Origin of the sequence: Falsibacillus pallidus (assembly GCF_050990905.1) — a bacterium.
Lineage (GTDB): Bacteria > Bacillota > Bacilli > Bacillales > DSM-25281 > Falsibacillus > Falsibacillus pallidus_A.
The window spans coordinates 3,300,520-3,313,961 of record NZ_CP158866.1 but is presented as its reverse complement, the minus strand read 5'-3'; the positions used below and the strand labels follow the sequence as shown (position 1 = coordinate 3,313,961).

Here is a 13,442-nt window from a genome sequence, read left to right as displayed (position 1 = left end):
ACAATTCAGAGGAGGAAGTTAGCATGAACGAACGTAAACGTATATTGGATATGGTTGAAAAGGGAACTTTAACTGCCAAGGAAGCTTTGCTGCTTTTAGAGGCGCTTGAGGAAGCAGATACAGTCCGAGAGAAGAAAGAATCGGATATTATCAATGAAATTTCCCGTGAAGTAGAGCGAAAAGGAAGAGATTCACGCAGTTCTTATGATCGCGATAAATACTCTCAACAGTTCAACGGGGCAAAAGATAAATTAATGGATTTTATGAATACAGCCTTGCAAAAAATAAAAGATTTTGAGTTCGACTTTCAATTCGGACAGTCAGCTGAAGTTTCGCACGTCTTTGAAGAGAAAAATGCAGTCATTTCAAATGTCGATATTGATGTGGCAAATGGGAAAGTAGACATTCAATCCTGGGATCAGGACGATCTTAGAATTGAATGCGAAGCGAAAGTTTATCGGACAGAGGATGCTGAAGAAGCAAAAACGACTTTCTTAAAAAACACATTATTTTCTGTGGAAAACGGGAAGCTTCGCTATTCAACGCAGCTAAAATGGATGAAAGTGGATACGACCATTTTTGTTCCAAAGTCTCAATATGAAAAATTGAATGTACGCATTTTTAATGGAGCTTTTTCTTCTAAAGGGTTGAATGCCAAAGATTTCACAGCGAAATCTGCAAATGGAAAAATCAATTTAACAGGGGTTGAGGCCGAAAATCTAGAAGTCGAAACGGCGAATGGCCATATTACCATCGAAGAAACTAAAGCAGGGAAGCTTGAAGCTGAAACCATCAATGGGGCGTTAAAAGTCACTGGGGAATATCAAAAGCTGGATCTCCAATCCTTCAATGGCAACGTAGTCTGCAAACTTTCCAATCAGGATGCTGATTCAATCAGTGTGAAGACGGTCACAGGGAATGTAGATATTTATGTACCAGATGAATTGGCCATGGATGGAGAGTTAAAAACAAATCTAGGCAGTTTCAAACTTGAGCTGGAGGGAATGAATGTATTAGAGGAGAAAAGTGAAATGGCTCAAAAACAGCTTCGCTTCCAGCGTAAAGGATTGACGGAATCTCCTCTTCACATCTTAGCAGATGCGAAAACTGGATCCATATTCATAAAAAAGGTGGATTCGACGAATCTTAATCCTAAACAAGCATAAGATGAAGGAGAGATAAGTAATGAAAAAGCTGGCACGCTCACGTTCTAACCGCAAGATTGCAGGGGTATTAGGGGGATTGTCCAAATCTGTCGGAATCGATGCAAACGTCCTTCGGGTGATTTTCATCATCCTGCTTTTCCCGACCGGCTTTTTCCCGATGGCCATCACCTATGGGCTGCTTGTCTTTATACTTCCGAATGAAGAGGATGTCATTATGTAATGAGATGGATTGCAGGTATATTATTGAACGCACTATTGTTTATCGCTTTAGCGGGATTCTTTGAAGGATTCCATGTATCGGGGTTCGGCGCAGCTGTGACGGCAAGCATCATTCTTTCATTTTTGAATGTACTTGTCCGTCCTATCCTGATCGTCTTGACGCTTCCGATCACCATTCTTTCCCTGGGTCTATTTTTATTTGTCATCAACGCCATTACCTTGGTGCTTACCGAGAGAATCATGGGGAGTTCCTTTGAAATTGACGGATTCGGAATGGCGTTATTGGCAGCAGTCATTTTGTCCGTCGCCAATATCATCATCCAAAAAGCCGTCATGGAACCTTGGAAAGAACGAAAATAATAAAGCCTTGTCCGGTTGAATTTTTGACCGGACAAGGCTTTTTTCTTTTGATTTGATTAATTGAGGATACAGGTTCCATGTCTTTCTGATAACTGGTAAAAGGACGCGATGCCTTCAGCTATCGCTTTGGCGCACTGCTGCTGATACGGATCCATTTGAAGGAGATATCCTTCAATTTTATTTGTCATAAACCCGCACTCCACAAGGATTGCTGTCATTTTTGTTTCGCGAAGGACATGGAAGTTGGCTGTTTTGACGCCTCGGTTTGGCCTGCCAGTCTCTTTCACGAGCTTTGATTGAACAACATTTGCGAGCATCATGGCTTCTTTCGGTTTGCTTACATAGACATAGGTTTCAATCCCTTCAGGTGAGGTCCATTCTGATCCGTCACCAAAAGCATTGGCATGGATGGAAACATAGCAGTCCATCTTTAGCGTATTTGCCCTTTCCGTACGGTCTGACAGTGAAACATCTTCGCAGTCAGAATGGGGGAGGTATACTTCGATCCCTTCATATGACTCCAAAATCTTCCTTGCATACATGGCCACCTTTCGATTGAATGCATACTCAGGGAATCCGTCGGGGGTGCATTTTCCAGTGGTCCCGTATCCGTGTCCTGCATCAAGCATCAATTTCATCAATCATTCTCCTTTCAAGTTTTCACTGTTTATATACAAATTCAAAGCCAATAAGGACACCACTAATCTTTCTAGGACAAAAAGAATTTAAACGAAATGTGAATAGTCTGGCTTATTTTTCACTGTAAATGCTAAAATAGATAAAGTGCAGAACAAGAATGGGTAAATAGATACAACTTTGAAATTTAGGAGGTCTCCATCGTGGCTAAAGTTCGAGCGAAAGATATTATAGAAACATTCGGTTTAGAGCTGGTCAGCGGGGAAGAAGGCGTGGATCGTCCGATCACCACGAGTGACTTATCCCGGCCGGGCCTCGAAGTAGCAGGCTTTTTTGATTATTATCCTGCTGAGCGTGTTCAGCTGCTTGGAAAAACGGAGCTTTCCTTTTTTGAAAGGCTTGGCGATTCTGATAGAAAAATCCGCATGGAAAAACTGTGTGCAGATGTGACGCCGGCCATCATCATTACAAGGGATCTTGAAGTCCCGGCTGAACTGATTGAAGCTTCGGAAAGATGCGCTGTCCCTGTCTTGAAATCCGATATGAAGACCACCAGGCTATCTAGCCGATTAACCAATTATCTCGAAGGAAAACTGGCACCAACCACTGCTGTCCATGGCGTACTGGTGGATATATATGGAGTGGGGGTCCTGATTACGGGAAAAAGCGGCGTCGGTAAAAGTGAAACCGCTTTGGAACTGGTGAAAAGGGGCCATCGACTTGTAGCGGATGACTGTGTGGAAATTCGCCAGGAGGACACAGACACATTGATTGGCAGCTCACCTGAATTGATTGAACACCTGCTTGAAATCAGGGGACTCGGAATCATCAATGTCATGACTCTTTTCGGTGCAGGAGCAGTAAGGACCCACAAGAGGATCACCTTGATTGTCGACCTTGAAATTTGGGATAAAACAAAGCATTATGACCGGGTCGGATTGGACGAGGAAAAAATGAAAATCATTGATACCGAAGTCACAAAGCTTACCATCCCAGTAAGACCTGGACGCAACTTGGCTGTCATCATTGAAGTGGCAGCGATGAATTACCGTCTGAAAAGAATGGGTGTGAATGCTGCAGAGCAATTCACAAACCGCTTGGCAGGAGTCATTCAGGACGGGGATGAGTAATTTTAAATTTGTCCAGCTCCAGCGCCTAGCCCCTCAAGTCATAAGCCGTACCTCTACGGAAATCAGGATTTCTTTCGAGTTCCGTCTTATGCTGGACGGGGCTGACCGAGGCGCTTCCGCTTTTCTTACCGGCTGCTTATCTTATCTAAAACCAAATAAGGAGCATTTGAAATGAATTCTACTTTAAAACCGCTTAATCCAATCGCCTTTCATTTAGGGCCATTGGAAGTTCATTGGTATGGCATCATCATTGGGTGCGGAATCGCGCTTGCGCTTTTCCTGGTCATCCGCGAAGGTGAAAGAAGAGGGCTTCCGAAAGATACATATGCAGATCTTCTCATTTGGGCTATTCCGATTTCCATCATCTGCGCCCGGGCGTACTATGTGTTATTTGAATGGGGCTACTATGCGAAACACCCGAATGAAATCGTTCAGATCTGGAATGGCGGAATTGCCATCCACGGTGCATTGATCGGTGCGATCATCACCACACTGATTTTCTGCCGAAAAAAAGGCATCTCTTTTTGGAAAGTTGCAGATATCGCGGCGCCGAGCATCATCATTGGCCAGGCAATCGGCCGCTGGGGGAACTTCATGAATCAGGAAGCCCATGGCGGAGAAGTCACACGCCGCTTCTTGGAAAACCTCCATTTGCCGGAGTTCATCATCAATCAAATGTATATCGATGGCCATTACTACCATCCAACATTCTTATATGAATCCATCTGGGATTTCGTAGGATTCATCATTTTGATGTCATTAAGAAAAGTAAACTTGAAGCGCGGGGAGCTATTCCTCAGCTATGTCATCTGGTATTCGATCGGCCGCTTCTTCGTAGAAGGAATGCGGACGGACAGCCTGATGCTGACGAATACACTGAGAATGGCCCAGGTCATTTCCATTGTTCTTGTCGTCCTCTGCATTATCATATGGGTTGTCCGCCGAGTGACAGGAATGGCGCGTCATCGCTATAAAGATTTAGAGAATTAATCATGCAGTAAAGGGAGAGGTACAAATGGGGGCAACGATTCAAAGGGGATTCCTTGCTGGATTGAAAACATCTTGGACCCTCGGGAAAATTATTTTTCCCATTACATTGATAGTCGTCTTTCTTCAGTACACTCCATTGCTTCCTTGGATCATCAAATTGATTTCCCCTTTAATGGGATGGCTCGGACTCAGCGGAGACGCGGCCATCCCCATTGTATTGGGGATTTTTTTGAATTTATATGCAGGGATTGCAGGGGTGCTGTCGCTTAGTTTGACGGTGAAAGAGGTTTTCATCATTGCGGTGATGCTTTCTTTTGCCCATAACCTGCTCATTGAATCGTCCGTGGCGGTCAAAGTAGGCGTTAAGCCGTGGATTGTATTGACTGTGAGGCTTGGGTTGGCCATTTTGTCCGCAGTGATTATCCAGCTGGTTTGGCACGGCGGGGGAGAAATGGCCCAATATGGATTTGCCAAGGTGCAGGAAGTAAATGTCCATGGATTTTGGGAAATACTATGGCTAGCATTGAAGAAAGCCACTCTTGGGATCGGCCAGCTCATCATGATTGTCGTCCCTTTGATGATTGGTATTCAAATTTTAAAGGATAAAATGTGGCTTGCTGTCTTTTCGAAATGGGTCAGTCCATTTACGAGGATGCTCGGTATGAAGGAAAATACATCGACCACCTTGGCAGCCGGACTCATCTTTGGCTTGGCATACGGAGCAGGCGTGATGTTCCAGGCGGTCAAAGAGGACGGGGTCAGCCGAAAAGATGTGACGCTGGCATTTATTTTCCTTGTGGCATGCCACGCGGTTGTTGAGGATACACTCATTTTCTTACCGCTAGGAATCAATGTCCTGCCGCTGCTCGGCATCCGGCTCGCGACTGCTACCATCCTGACGCTCATTGTGGGATGGATATGGTCCAGAAGACAAGCAAAAGCAATTAAAGGAAGTGGAATCAGCACATGAACAAACGGATAACGACCGTCCTGTTTGATCTGGACGGTACATTGATCGATACAAATGAATTAATCATCACGTCATTTCTGCATACGTTGAACCATTACTACCCCGATCAATATACTCGGGAAGATGTTCTACCCTTCATGGGTCCGCCGCTCTCAGAGACTTTCGGAGAGTTGAATCCGGAAAATACGGAGGAAATGATTCAGCATTACCGCGACTTCAACTTGACGCACCATGATGACTTGGTGGAAGAATTTGAAGGGGCATACGAAGCGGTAAAAGGATTGAAAGAAGCCGGGATCAAATTAGGAATTGTTTCGACTAAATCAAGAAACGGCGTCATCAAAGGATTGAAATTGATGAACTTGTACGATTTCTTCGATGTCATCGTCACCCTTGATGAAGTGAATGCGCCAAAGCCAGATCCGGAGCCGGTCTTATTAGCATTATCTCAATTGGGATCATCCCCTGATGAAGCCATCATGGTTGGGGACAATCACCACGATATTCTCGGAGGGAAGAACGCTGGGACATTGACAGCTGGTGTTGCCTGGACGGCAAAAGGAAGGGAGCATCTGCTTCAGTTCGAGCCGGATTTTATTTTGGATGAGATGAGTGACATCCTGAAAGTTGTCGGAGTGAATCCATGAGAAAGACGGTGCGCTACCCTGTTTCAGGAGGGAATTCCCTTTGGCATGTTTACAAAACCGTTCCATTTTGGAAGGTTGTCAAAAACTTCGTCGTCATCCAGACGGCGAGGTATACCCCTTTTCTTGGGATGAAAAATTGGCTGTACCGTACTTTTCTCAGGATGAAGGTGGGGGATCAAACATCCTTTGCCTTGATGGTCATGCTGGATGTCATGTTCCCTGAGAAAATTTCAGTCGGGGATAATACGGTCATCGGATATAATACAACTATATTGGCGCATGAATACTTAATCAAAGAGTACCGCCTCGGACCGGTCGAAATCGGAAAAAATGTCATGATCGGGGCGAATACGACCATCCTTCCCGGTGTGACAATCGGAGACGGCGCCATCGTTTCCGCAGGCACACTCGTACATAAAGACGTCCTCCCGGGGACATTCGTCGGGGGCAACCCGATGCGCACCATCTATACAAAAGAAGAACTCGAACAACGCTGGGTAAACGACCCCATATACGGAAAAGCTAAAGCCTGATGCTGCCATAACCGCAGTGCAGGCTTTTTTTATTTTTTTAAAAACTAATGTCGGATTCCGAATTTTCAAAGTTGACGAACGGAAAGCTGCACGTTAAACTATACTTATTCTTTATCTTACTACCATATTAGCATACTAAAGGATTTTGAAAATTAATTTTAAATAAAAAACCAAACAATGATTGTGCAGGTGAGATTGATGTCGAAGCGATTCATGTTTGAAAAACCATTGGGGATGAGAGACACTTTCCCCGCTATATACGAAACGAAACGCAATATAAAAGAGAAGATTCATCACACCCTTGAAACATGGGGATACCGCTATATTGAAACTCCGACGCTTGAATTTTACGAAACGGTGGGAGCTGCATCGGCTACGTTAGACCAGCAGCTATTTAAATTGTTGGATCAGCAGGGCCATACATTGGTTCTCCGTCCTGATATGACCGCACCTATTGCAAGGGTTGCGGTATCTAAGCTTTTAAAAGAGCAGATTCCACTCCGCCTGGCCTATTCAGCCAACGTCTACCGGGCCCAGCAAAACGAAGGGGGACGTCCCGCTGAATTTGAGCAGGCAGGTATTGAGCTGATCGGAGACCCAACCATCAGTGCAGATGCTGAAGCCATTGCCTTGATGGTTTCCGTTCTGAAAAACGCAGGATTAAAGGAATTCCAGATATCTGTTGGACACATCGGCTTTGTTGAAAAGCTATTTACTCAAATTCTTGGGACAGCTTCCCGGGCTGAAGAGCTTGGCCGCTTCCTTTATGAAAAAAACTTTGTCGGATACAGAAGCCACGTGAATTCCCTTGGATTATCCTCCATCGATAAAGAGCGCCTCTTAAAGTTTTTGAAAATGCGCGGAACGGACGAGATCCTTGAGGAAGCATTCGGTTTAATTGAAAACGATCAAGGGAAAAAAGCTCTCAAAGAAATCGAGGAGTTATGGAAGCTTCTTGAAGAGTACGATGTCGAGAAATATGTGAAGCTTGACCTTTCATTGGTCAGCCACATGAGCTACTATACTGGCATTTTATTCGAGGTCTATGCTGACAATGTAGGGGCGCCAATCGGCAATGGAGGCCGCTATGACAGCCTCCTTGGAAAATTTGGACGAACTACTGCTGCAACAGGGTTTGGCATCCGTCTGGATTATATGATAGAAGCTGCTGGAGAACGCCAAACACCTCCAACCATCCACTGCATCCTGTTCAGTGCAGAACACAGGAAAAAGGCATATGAACTGGCCGCACAAAAAAGAACAGATGGAGAAAACGTCCTGGTTCAGGATATATCAGGAGTATCGGATGTCGACTCCTTTACGAGATCTTTTACGGACGTAACGTTCCTTGTTGGTGCCGGACGGAAGGAGGATGACCGTTATGAGTGATTTGACGATTGCTATGCCGAAAGGAAGAATTTTCGAGGAAGCCCTTGAACTCCTTAGACAGGCAGGATACAACCTTCCACCGGAATTCGAGGAATCGAGGAAATTGATCATTGAGGTGCCGGAAGAGAATCTGCGCTTCATCCTGGCGAAGCCAATGGATGTCCCTACCTATGTAGAACATGGCGTAGCGGATCTCGGGATTGCTGGGAAAGACGTAATGCTTGAAGAAGAGCGGAATGTCTATGAACTGCTGGATTTGAAAATCAGCCATTGCTACCTTGCTGTTGCGGGTCTGCCGAATACGAAAATGAATGATGTCGCACCGAAAATCGCAACGAAATATCCAGTGGTGGCGTCTTCCTTTTTCCGGGAACAAGGGGAACAGGTGGAAATCATCAAATTAAACGGTTCGATTGAACTTGCGCCATTGATAGGTCTGGCGGATCGAATCGTTGATATCGTGTCATCAGGCAGGACGCTTAAAGAAAACGGATTGGTTGAATACGAAAAAATCGTACCGATCACATCAAGGCTGATTGTCAATCCTGTCAGCTACCGGATGAAGGATGAACGCATCCAGGAACTTGTTGACCGGCTGGAGTCAGTCGTTAACCAATACTGATCAAAATGAAGCAAGTAGGTGAAATCATTGAGAATTGTACCTGTAACTGAAAACATCTCGATTAAGCGCTCGATTGACACAGGAACTGAGGAACAGCGCGCAGCTGTTCAAGACATCATTTCTGACGTGAGACAAAACGGAGATGCCGCAGTTTTAACATATACGAAGAAATTTGACGGAGCTGATCTGGATCAGCTGAGAGTAAGAGAAGATGAAATAGTAGAAGCATATGAAAATATGGATGGGGAAATCATTTCGATCATAAAAGAAGCGATTCAAAATATCAGGAGTTTTCATGAAAAGCAAGTACGGAATTCATGGATGATGACGGATGAATCCGGCACCATCCTGGGCCAAAAAATGACGCCCCTTGATTCAGCAGGCGTCTATGTTCCGGGTGGGACAGCAGCCTATCCATCCTCCGTCTTGATGAATGTCATTCCTGCCAAGACAGCTGGGGTCAAAAGAATTGTCATGGTTACCCCTCCGAATGAGGCTGGGAAAATTCCTTCAGCGGTGCTGGTGGCTGCAAAGGAAGCAGGCGTCTCTGAAATCTATAAAGCAGGCGGAGCACAGGCCATCGCAGCCCTAGCTTACGGGACGCAGTCCATTCGGCCGGTCGATAAGATTGTCGGGCCGGGAAACATATATGTAGCCCTTGCAAAGCGGGAAGTATTTGGCGACGTTGATATCGACATGATTGCAGGTCCCAGTGAAATTGCGGTCTTGGCAGATGCGACAGCAAAAGCAAACGAAGTCGCAGCGGATCTTCTTTCTCAAGCTGAACACGATATGCGAGCGTGCAGCGTCCTCGTGACGGACTCCCGTGAACTAGCGAAAGAGACGTCAAAAGAGGTGCAAAGGCAGCTGGAAAGCCTTCCGCGCAAAGAAATCGCCATGAAAGCCATTGAGGATTTCGGCGTAATTTACTTGACGGAGAGTCTTGAAGAATCTGTAGAAGTCATTAACTCCATTGCTCCTGAGCATTTGGAAATCATGACCGAAGAACCGATGGAACTGCTCGGACAAATCCGCCATGCAGGAGCCATTTTTCTTGGCCGATACAGTTCAGAGCCGGTAGGCGACTATTTTGCCGGACCGAATCATGTCCTTCCGACCAACGGGACAGCTCGGTTCTCAAGTCCACTGAATGTGGATGACTTCATGAAAAAATCCAGCATTATTTCATACAGTCGCAAAGCATTGGAAGAAAACGCGGCGAAAATAGCTGCATTTGCGAGACTAGAAGGACTCGAAGCCCATGCACGTGCTGTTGAAGAACGATTCAAAAAGGAATAGGGAGTTGCAGACAATGAGAAAAGCATCGATCGATCGAAAAACGAACGAAACGAATATTTCGCTGGCATTGCAGATAGATGGTGAAGGGATCTCTGAAATTTCAACAGGTGTGCCTTTCATGACGCATATGCTTGATCTTTTTACAAAGCACGGCCATTTCAATTTGAATGTCGACGCCAAAGGCGATACAGAGGTTGATGACCACCATACGACAGAAGATATCGGCATCTGTCTTGGACATGCTTTAAAGGAAGCGCTGGGGGATAAAAAAGGGATCAAGCGATATGGGAATGCATTTGTCCCCATGGATGAAGCTCTCGCTCAAGTCGTTGTCGACCTAAGCAACCGTCCTCATCTCGAATTCCGTGCAGAATTCCCAAGCCAAAAAGTCGGAACATTCGATACGGAGCTTGTCCATGAATTCTTCTGGAAGCTTGCATTGGAAGCAAGGATGAACCTTCATGTCATTGTTCATTACGGAAGCAATACACACCACATGATTGAAGCGGTTTTCAAAGCGCTTGGAAGGGCGTTGGATGAAGCGACATCCATTGATCCGCGAGTCAAGGGGGTCCCTTCCACGAAAGGAATGTTATAAAATGATCGGCATCGTGGATTATGGAATGGGCAACCTGTTCAGCGTAGACAAAGCGCTTGAACGGATCGGCGTCCCGCATTTCATCAGCAGCAAACGGGATGAACTCGAGTCAGCGGATGGCTTGATCCTTCCGGGCGTCGGTTCCTTTAAGGATGCCATGCACATACTGGAAGAAACAGGTTTGGCGGCATTCCTGGATGGATACGTCCAATCCGGCAAGTCTCTATTGGGCATCTGCCTCGGCATGCAGCTCCTTTTCGAAGAGAGTGAAGAAAACGGATTTTCAAAAGGACTAGGATATTTAACGGGGACGGTAAAAGAAATCCCGTCGCGAAATGAAGCGGGAGAGGCGTTCAAAGTCCCTCATATGGGCTGGAATCAGCTGATTTTCAATAAAGATTCAAAGCTGTTGAACGGCCTTGAAGAAGAGCACGTCTATTTTGTCCATTCTTACTATGTAGATGGGATGGAGGTAAACGACCTCATCGCATCATCACAATACAGCGTCACTGTGCCGGCAGTCGTGGAAAAAGGCAGCGTCTACGGCATGCAATTCCACCCGGAAAAAAGCAGCCGTCTCGGGATGGCCCTGTTGAAAAATTTCACGGAACTCGTTTTGGAGAAGGAGGGTCAGTCATGAGCTTTATATTATATCCAGCAATCGATATGAGAAACGGCAAGTGCGTCCGCCTTGTCCAGGGAGACTACAATCAAGAGACGGTCTACGGTGATTCCCCTTTTGATATGGCTAAGCAGTTTGCCAGCCAAGGGGCGGAATGGATCCACATGGTCGACCTTGACGGTGCTAAAGAAGGAAGCCGGGTGAATCATCCGTTTGTCATTCAGACAGCAAAAGAATTGAACGTGAAGGTGCAGGTCGGCGGAGGAATCCGGACAGAAGATGATATTTCATTCTACTTGGAAAATGGTGTGGATCGAGTCATCATTGGGAGCCTTGCCGTCACTAATCCGGATCTTGTAAAATCGTGGCTGAAAAAATATGGGGCAAGCATTGCAATCGGGTTGGATGCAAAGGATGGCTATGTAGCGACACACGGCTGGCTGGAAACATCGAAAATTAAAGCGGTTGAAATCGGAAGAGAGCTTGCAGATGCAGGAGCAGAAACGTTCATCTTCACGGATATTGCAACAGACGGAATGCTCTCAGGTCCGAATGTGGAAGCCATCGCGCAGCTCGCGGAGGAAACAGGCAAAAGCGTTATCGCATCTGGTGGAGTCAGCTCTGTTGAAGACTTGCTTGCCTTAAAGAAATATGAGAACCAAGGCGTATCAGGGGCAATCATCGGGAAGGCAATTTACACGAATCGAATCGATTTAAGTGCTGCCCTGAAAGAGGTGGGTGCGAAGTGATTACGAAAAGAATCATCCCTTGCCTTGATGTGAAGGATGGACGTGTTGTCAAAGGCGTGCAGTTCCTTGAATTAAGGGATGCAGGCGATCCGGTCGAACTGGCAAAAGTCTATGACGAGCAAGGTGCAGATGAACTCGTATTCCTCGATATTTCTGCTTCACATGAAGGAAGGAAAACGATGGCGGATGTTGTTCGGGAAGTCGCTTCTCAATTGGCTATCCCATTTACGGTGGGCGGCGGAATCGGCTCTTTGGAAGATATGAAACGCATCCTGCGTGCAGGGGCTGACAAAGTTTCCTTGAATACCGCAGCTCTTTTGAATCCGGAATTAATCTCAGAAGGTGCCGCCTACTTCGGTCGGCAATGCATCGTTGTCGCCATCGATGCTAAATATGATGAAAATCTTGGGACATGGCGCGTCTTCACACATGGTGGCAGAAAAGCAACGGATTGGGACGTGATCGGCTGGGCCAAAAAAGCCGTTGAACTTGGAGCCGGAGAAATTCTATTGACGAGCATGGATGCAGACGGCGAGAAGTCAGGGTTCAATGTTCCATTGACCAAGGCAGTGAGCGAGGCAGTCTCTGTACCCGTCATTGCTTCAGGCGGAGCCGGGAATGCCCAGCACTTTGAAGAAGTTTTTAAAGAAGCTGGAGCAGATGCCGCATTAGCCGCATCCATTTTTCATTACAAGGAAACGAGCGTTGAACAAGTCAAGCAATTCTTGAAGGAGAAAGGAGTGGCCGTGAGATGACCATAGAATCGATTAAATATGATGAAAAAGGATTGGTGCCTGCCATCGTACAGGACGCATCGACGAAAGAGGTTCTGACACTCGCTTATATGAATGAGGAGTCTTTGAAAAAATCCATCGAAACCGGCGAAACCTGGTTCTTCAGCCGTTCAAGGCAAGAGCTGTGGCACAAAGGCGAAACGAGCGGCAACACACAGCGCATCATCCAGATCAAATATGACTGCGATAAAGACGCACTTGTTGTCTTGGTTTTGCCGAATGGGCCAGCATGCCATAAAGGGACGACGAGCTGCTTCGAAGAAACTTTATATGAAGAAAAGTCAGCGATTGACGAGGTTGAAGGAAATGTTCAGCCTGCAGAAATTTTGACGAAGCTGGAAGAGCTGATCAAAGAGCGTGAAGCGGCACGTCCTGAGGGTGCCTACACGACCTACCTTTTTGAAAAAGGCGTAGATAAGATATTGAAAAAAGTGGGCGAAGAGGCGTCAGAAGTCATCATTGCTGCTAAAAACCGCGACAAAGAAGAGCTGAAGTGGGAAACCGCAGATTTGCTGTACCATGTGATGGTTCTCTTGCGTGAGCAGGATCTTGCATTTGATGAAGTATTGAAGGTTTTGGCCAAGAGGCATGAAGAGAAGTCGAAACAGGAATAGATGAGGCACCCTTTGTCGGGGTGTTTTTCTTTTTGGTGTTGCTTGGCTTTTCCATATAAAGGAAGTCGGGGAGGTTTATCGTAAAAGTGAGGCGGTTATTGTTT

General features: G+C 46.0%; 17 protein-coding genes. 16 read left to right on the top strand and 1 reads right to left on the bottom strand.

The features are described from left to right. The first annotated feature begins 23 nt into the window (after positions 1-23). From ABTV07_RS17370 to ABTV07_RS17360, 3 genes are read left to right on the top strand one after another with little or no spacing between them, the layout of a single operon-like run. Positions 24-1,166: a DUF4097 family beta strand repeat-containing protein gene (locus tag ABTV07_RS17370; RefSeq protein WP_433744576.1), complete on the top strand. Its 1,143-nt coding sequence runs from the start codon at positions 24-26 to the stop codon at positions 1,164-1,166. 19 nt (positions 1,167-1,185) lie between these two features. Next, positions 1,186-1,386, top strand: coding sequence for a PspC domain-containing protein (locus ABTV07_RS17365; RefSeq protein ID WP_433744573.1), 201 nt, complete (start codon positions 1,186-1,188; stop codon positions 1,384-1,386). Then, a complete protein-coding gene (locus ABTV07_RS17360; protein WP_433744570.1) occupies positions 1,386-1,745 on the top strand; it encodes a phage holin family protein in 360 nt (119 codons plus the stop codon). The genes ABTV07_RS17365 and ABTV07_RS17360 overlap by 1 nt, the downstream gene beginning before the upstream one ends. Before the next feature lie 56 nt (positions 1,746-1,801). On the opposite strand, the gene ABTV07_RS17355 is transcribed toward ABTV07_RS17360, so the two are convergent. Continuing rightward, complete coding sequence (locus tag ABTV07_RS17355) at positions 1,802-2,383, bottom strand: N-acetylmuramoyl-L-alanine amidase (protein WP_433744567.1); 582 nt, start codon at positions 2,381-2,383, stop codon at positions 1,802-1,804. A 201-nt stretch (positions 2,384-2,584) separates the two neighbouring features. On the opposite strand from ABTV07_RS17355, the gene hprK reads away from it, so the two are divergent. The 13 genes from hprK (at position 2,585) to hisIE (ending at position 13,338) form a co-directional block, all read left to right on the top strand. Next, positions 2,585-3,511 (top strand): HPr(Ser) kinase/phosphatase, encoded by a 927-nt coding sequence (hprK, locus tag ABTV07_RS17350; protein ID WP_433744564.1) that lies wholly within the window; start codon positions 2,585-2,587, stop codon positions 3,509-3,511. Positions 3,512-3,682: 171 nt separating this feature from the next. Further along, positions 3,683-4,501 (top strand): prolipoprotein diacylglyceryl transferase, encoded by an 819-nt coding sequence (lgt, locus tag ABTV07_RS17345; RefSeq protein ID WP_433744561.1) that lies wholly within the window; start codon positions 3,683-3,685, stop codon positions 4,499-4,501. 25 nt (positions 4,502-4,526) lie between these two features. After that, entirely contained in the window at positions 4,527-5,471 is a 945-nt protein-coding gene (locus tag ABTV07_RS17340; RefSeq protein ID WP_433744558.1) for a nucleoside recognition domain-containing protein, read from the top strand. Beyond that, the gene (gene ppaX / locus ABTV07_RS17335) at positions 5,468-6,118 is read left to right on the top strand and encodes a pyrophosphatase PpaX (RefSeq protein WP_433744556.1); all 651 of its coding nucleotides are present in this window, start codon (positions 5,468-5,470) and stop codon (positions 6,116-6,118) included. The genes ABTV07_RS17340 and ppaX overlap by 4 nt, the downstream gene beginning before the upstream one ends. Continuing rightward, entirely contained in the window at positions 6,115-6,651 is a 537-nt protein-coding gene (locus ABTV07_RS17330) for an acyltransferase (RefSeq protein ID WP_433744553.1), read from the top strand. The genes ppaX and ABTV07_RS17330 overlap by 4 nt, the downstream gene beginning before the upstream one ends. Positions 6,652-6,849: 198 nt before the next feature. After that, the gene (locus ABTV07_RS17325; RefSeq protein WP_433744550.1) at positions 6,850-8,040 is read left to right on the top strand and encodes an ATP phosphoribosyltransferase regulatory subunit; all 1,191 of its coding nucleotides are present in this window, start codon (positions 6,850-6,852) and stop codon (positions 8,038-8,040) included. Continuing rightward, positions 8,033-8,662 carry an ATP phosphoribosyltransferase gene (gene hisG, locus ABTV07_RS17320; RefSeq protein WP_433744547.1) on the top strand — a complete coding sequence of 210 codons (630 nt, stop codon included), beginning with the start codon at positions 8,033-8,035 and terminating at the stop codon, positions 8,660-8,662. The genes ABTV07_RS17325 and hisG overlap by 8 nt, the downstream gene beginning before the upstream one ends. A 27-nt stretch (positions 8,663-8,689) precedes the next feature. Next, positions 8,690-9,961 (top strand): histidinol dehydrogenase, encoded by a 1,272-nt coding sequence (hisD, locus tag ABTV07_RS17315; RefSeq protein WP_433751341.1) that lies wholly within the window; start codon positions 8,690-8,692, stop codon positions 9,959-9,961. Between the two features lie 13 nt (positions 9,962-9,974). Next, positions 9,975-10,559 carry an imidazoleglycerol-phosphate dehydratase HisB gene (hisB, locus tag ABTV07_RS17310; protein ID WP_433744545.1) on the top strand — a complete coding sequence of 195 codons (585 nt, stop codon included), beginning with the start codon at positions 9,975-9,977 and terminating at the stop codon, positions 10,557-10,559. 1 nt (position 10,560) lies between these two features. Further along, positions 10,561-11,199: an imidazole glycerol phosphate synthase subunit HisH gene (hisH, locus tag ABTV07_RS17305; RefSeq protein ID WP_433744542.1), complete on the top strand. Its 639-nt coding sequence runs from the start codon at positions 10,561-10,563 to the stop codon at positions 11,197-11,199. Then, complete coding sequence (gene hisA / locus ABTV07_RS17300; RefSeq protein WP_433744540.1) at positions 11,196-11,930, top strand: 1-(5-phosphoribosyl)-5-[(5-phosphoribosylamino)methylideneamino]imidazole-4-carboxamide isomerase; 735 nt, start codon at positions 11,196-11,198, stop codon at positions 11,928-11,930. The genes hisH and hisA overlap by 4 nt, the downstream gene beginning before the upstream one ends. Continuing rightward, positions 11,927-12,685 carry an imidazole glycerol phosphate synthase subunit HisF gene (hisF, locus tag ABTV07_RS17295; RefSeq protein ID WP_433744537.1) on the top strand — a complete coding sequence of 253 codons (759 nt, stop codon included), beginning with the start codon at positions 11,927-11,929 and terminating at the stop codon, positions 12,683-12,685. The genes hisA and hisF overlap by 4 nt, the downstream gene beginning before the upstream one ends. Continuing rightward, positions 12,682-13,338, top strand: a complete 657-nt coding sequence (hisIE, locus tag ABTV07_RS17290; RefSeq protein ID WP_433744535.1) for a bifunctional phosphoribosyl-AMP cyclohydrolase/phosphoribosyl-ATP diphosphatase HisIE — start codon at positions 12,682-12,684, stop codon at positions 13,336-13,338. The genes hisF and hisIE overlap by 4 nt, the downstream gene beginning before the upstream one ends. The last annotated feature ends 104 nt before the right edge of the window (positions 13,339-13,442 follow it).

Excerpts from the sequence above, each read along its gene's own strand:
- ABTV07_RS17370 (WP_433744576.1), top strand. The coding sequence starts at position 24 with ATGAACGAACGTAAACGTATATTGGATATGGTTGAAAAGGGAACTTTA.
- ABTV07_RS17365 (WP_433744573.1), top strand. The coding sequence starts at position 1,186 with ATGAAAAAGCTGGCACGCTCACGTTCTAACCGCAAGATTGCAGGGGTA.
- ABTV07_RS17360 (WP_433744570.1), top strand. The coding sequence starts at position 1,386 with ATGAGATGGATTGCAGGTATATTATTGAACGCACTATTGTTTATCGCT.
- ABTV07_RS17355 (WP_433744567.1), bottom strand. The coding sequence starts at position 2,383 with ATGAAATTGATGCTTGATGCAGGACACGGATACGGGACCACTGGAAAA.
- lgt (WP_433744561.1), top strand. The coding sequence starts at position 3,683 with ATGAATTCTACTTTAAAACCGCTTAATCCAATCGCCTTTCATTTAGGG.
- ABTV07_RS17340 (WP_433744558.1), top strand. The coding sequence starts at position 4,527 with ATGGGGGCAACGATTCAAAGGGGATTCCTTGCTGGATTGAAAACATCT.
- ppaX (WP_433744556.1), top strand. The coding sequence starts at position 5,468 with ATGAACAAACGGATAACGACCGTCCTGTTTGATCTGGACGGTACATTG.
- ABTV07_RS17330 (WP_433744553.1), top strand. The coding sequence starts at position 6,115 with ATGAGAAAGACGGTGCGCTACCCTGTTTCAGGAGGGAATTCCCTTTGG.
- ABTV07_RS17325 (WP_433744550.1), top strand. The coding sequence starts at position 6,850 with ATGTCGAAGCGATTCATGTTTGAAAAACCATTGGGGATGAGAGACACT.
- hisG (WP_433744547.1), top strand. The coding sequence starts at position 8,033 with ATGAGTGATTTGACGATTGCTATGCCGAAAGGAAGAATTTTCGAGGAA.
- hisB (WP_433744545.1), top strand. The coding sequence starts at position 9,975 with ATGAGAAAAGCATCGATCGATCGAAAAACGAACGAAACGAATATTTCG.
- hisH (WP_433744542.1), top strand. The coding sequence starts at position 10,561 with ATGATCGGCATCGTGGATTATGGAATGGGCAACCTGTTCAGCGTAGAC.
- hisA (WP_433744540.1), top strand. The coding sequence starts at position 11,196 with ATGAGCTTTATATTATATCCAGCAATCGATATGAGAAACGGCAAGTGC.
- hisIE (WP_433744535.1), top strand. The coding sequence starts at position 12,682 with ATGACCATAGAATCGATTAAATATGATGAAAAAGGATTGGTGCCTGCC.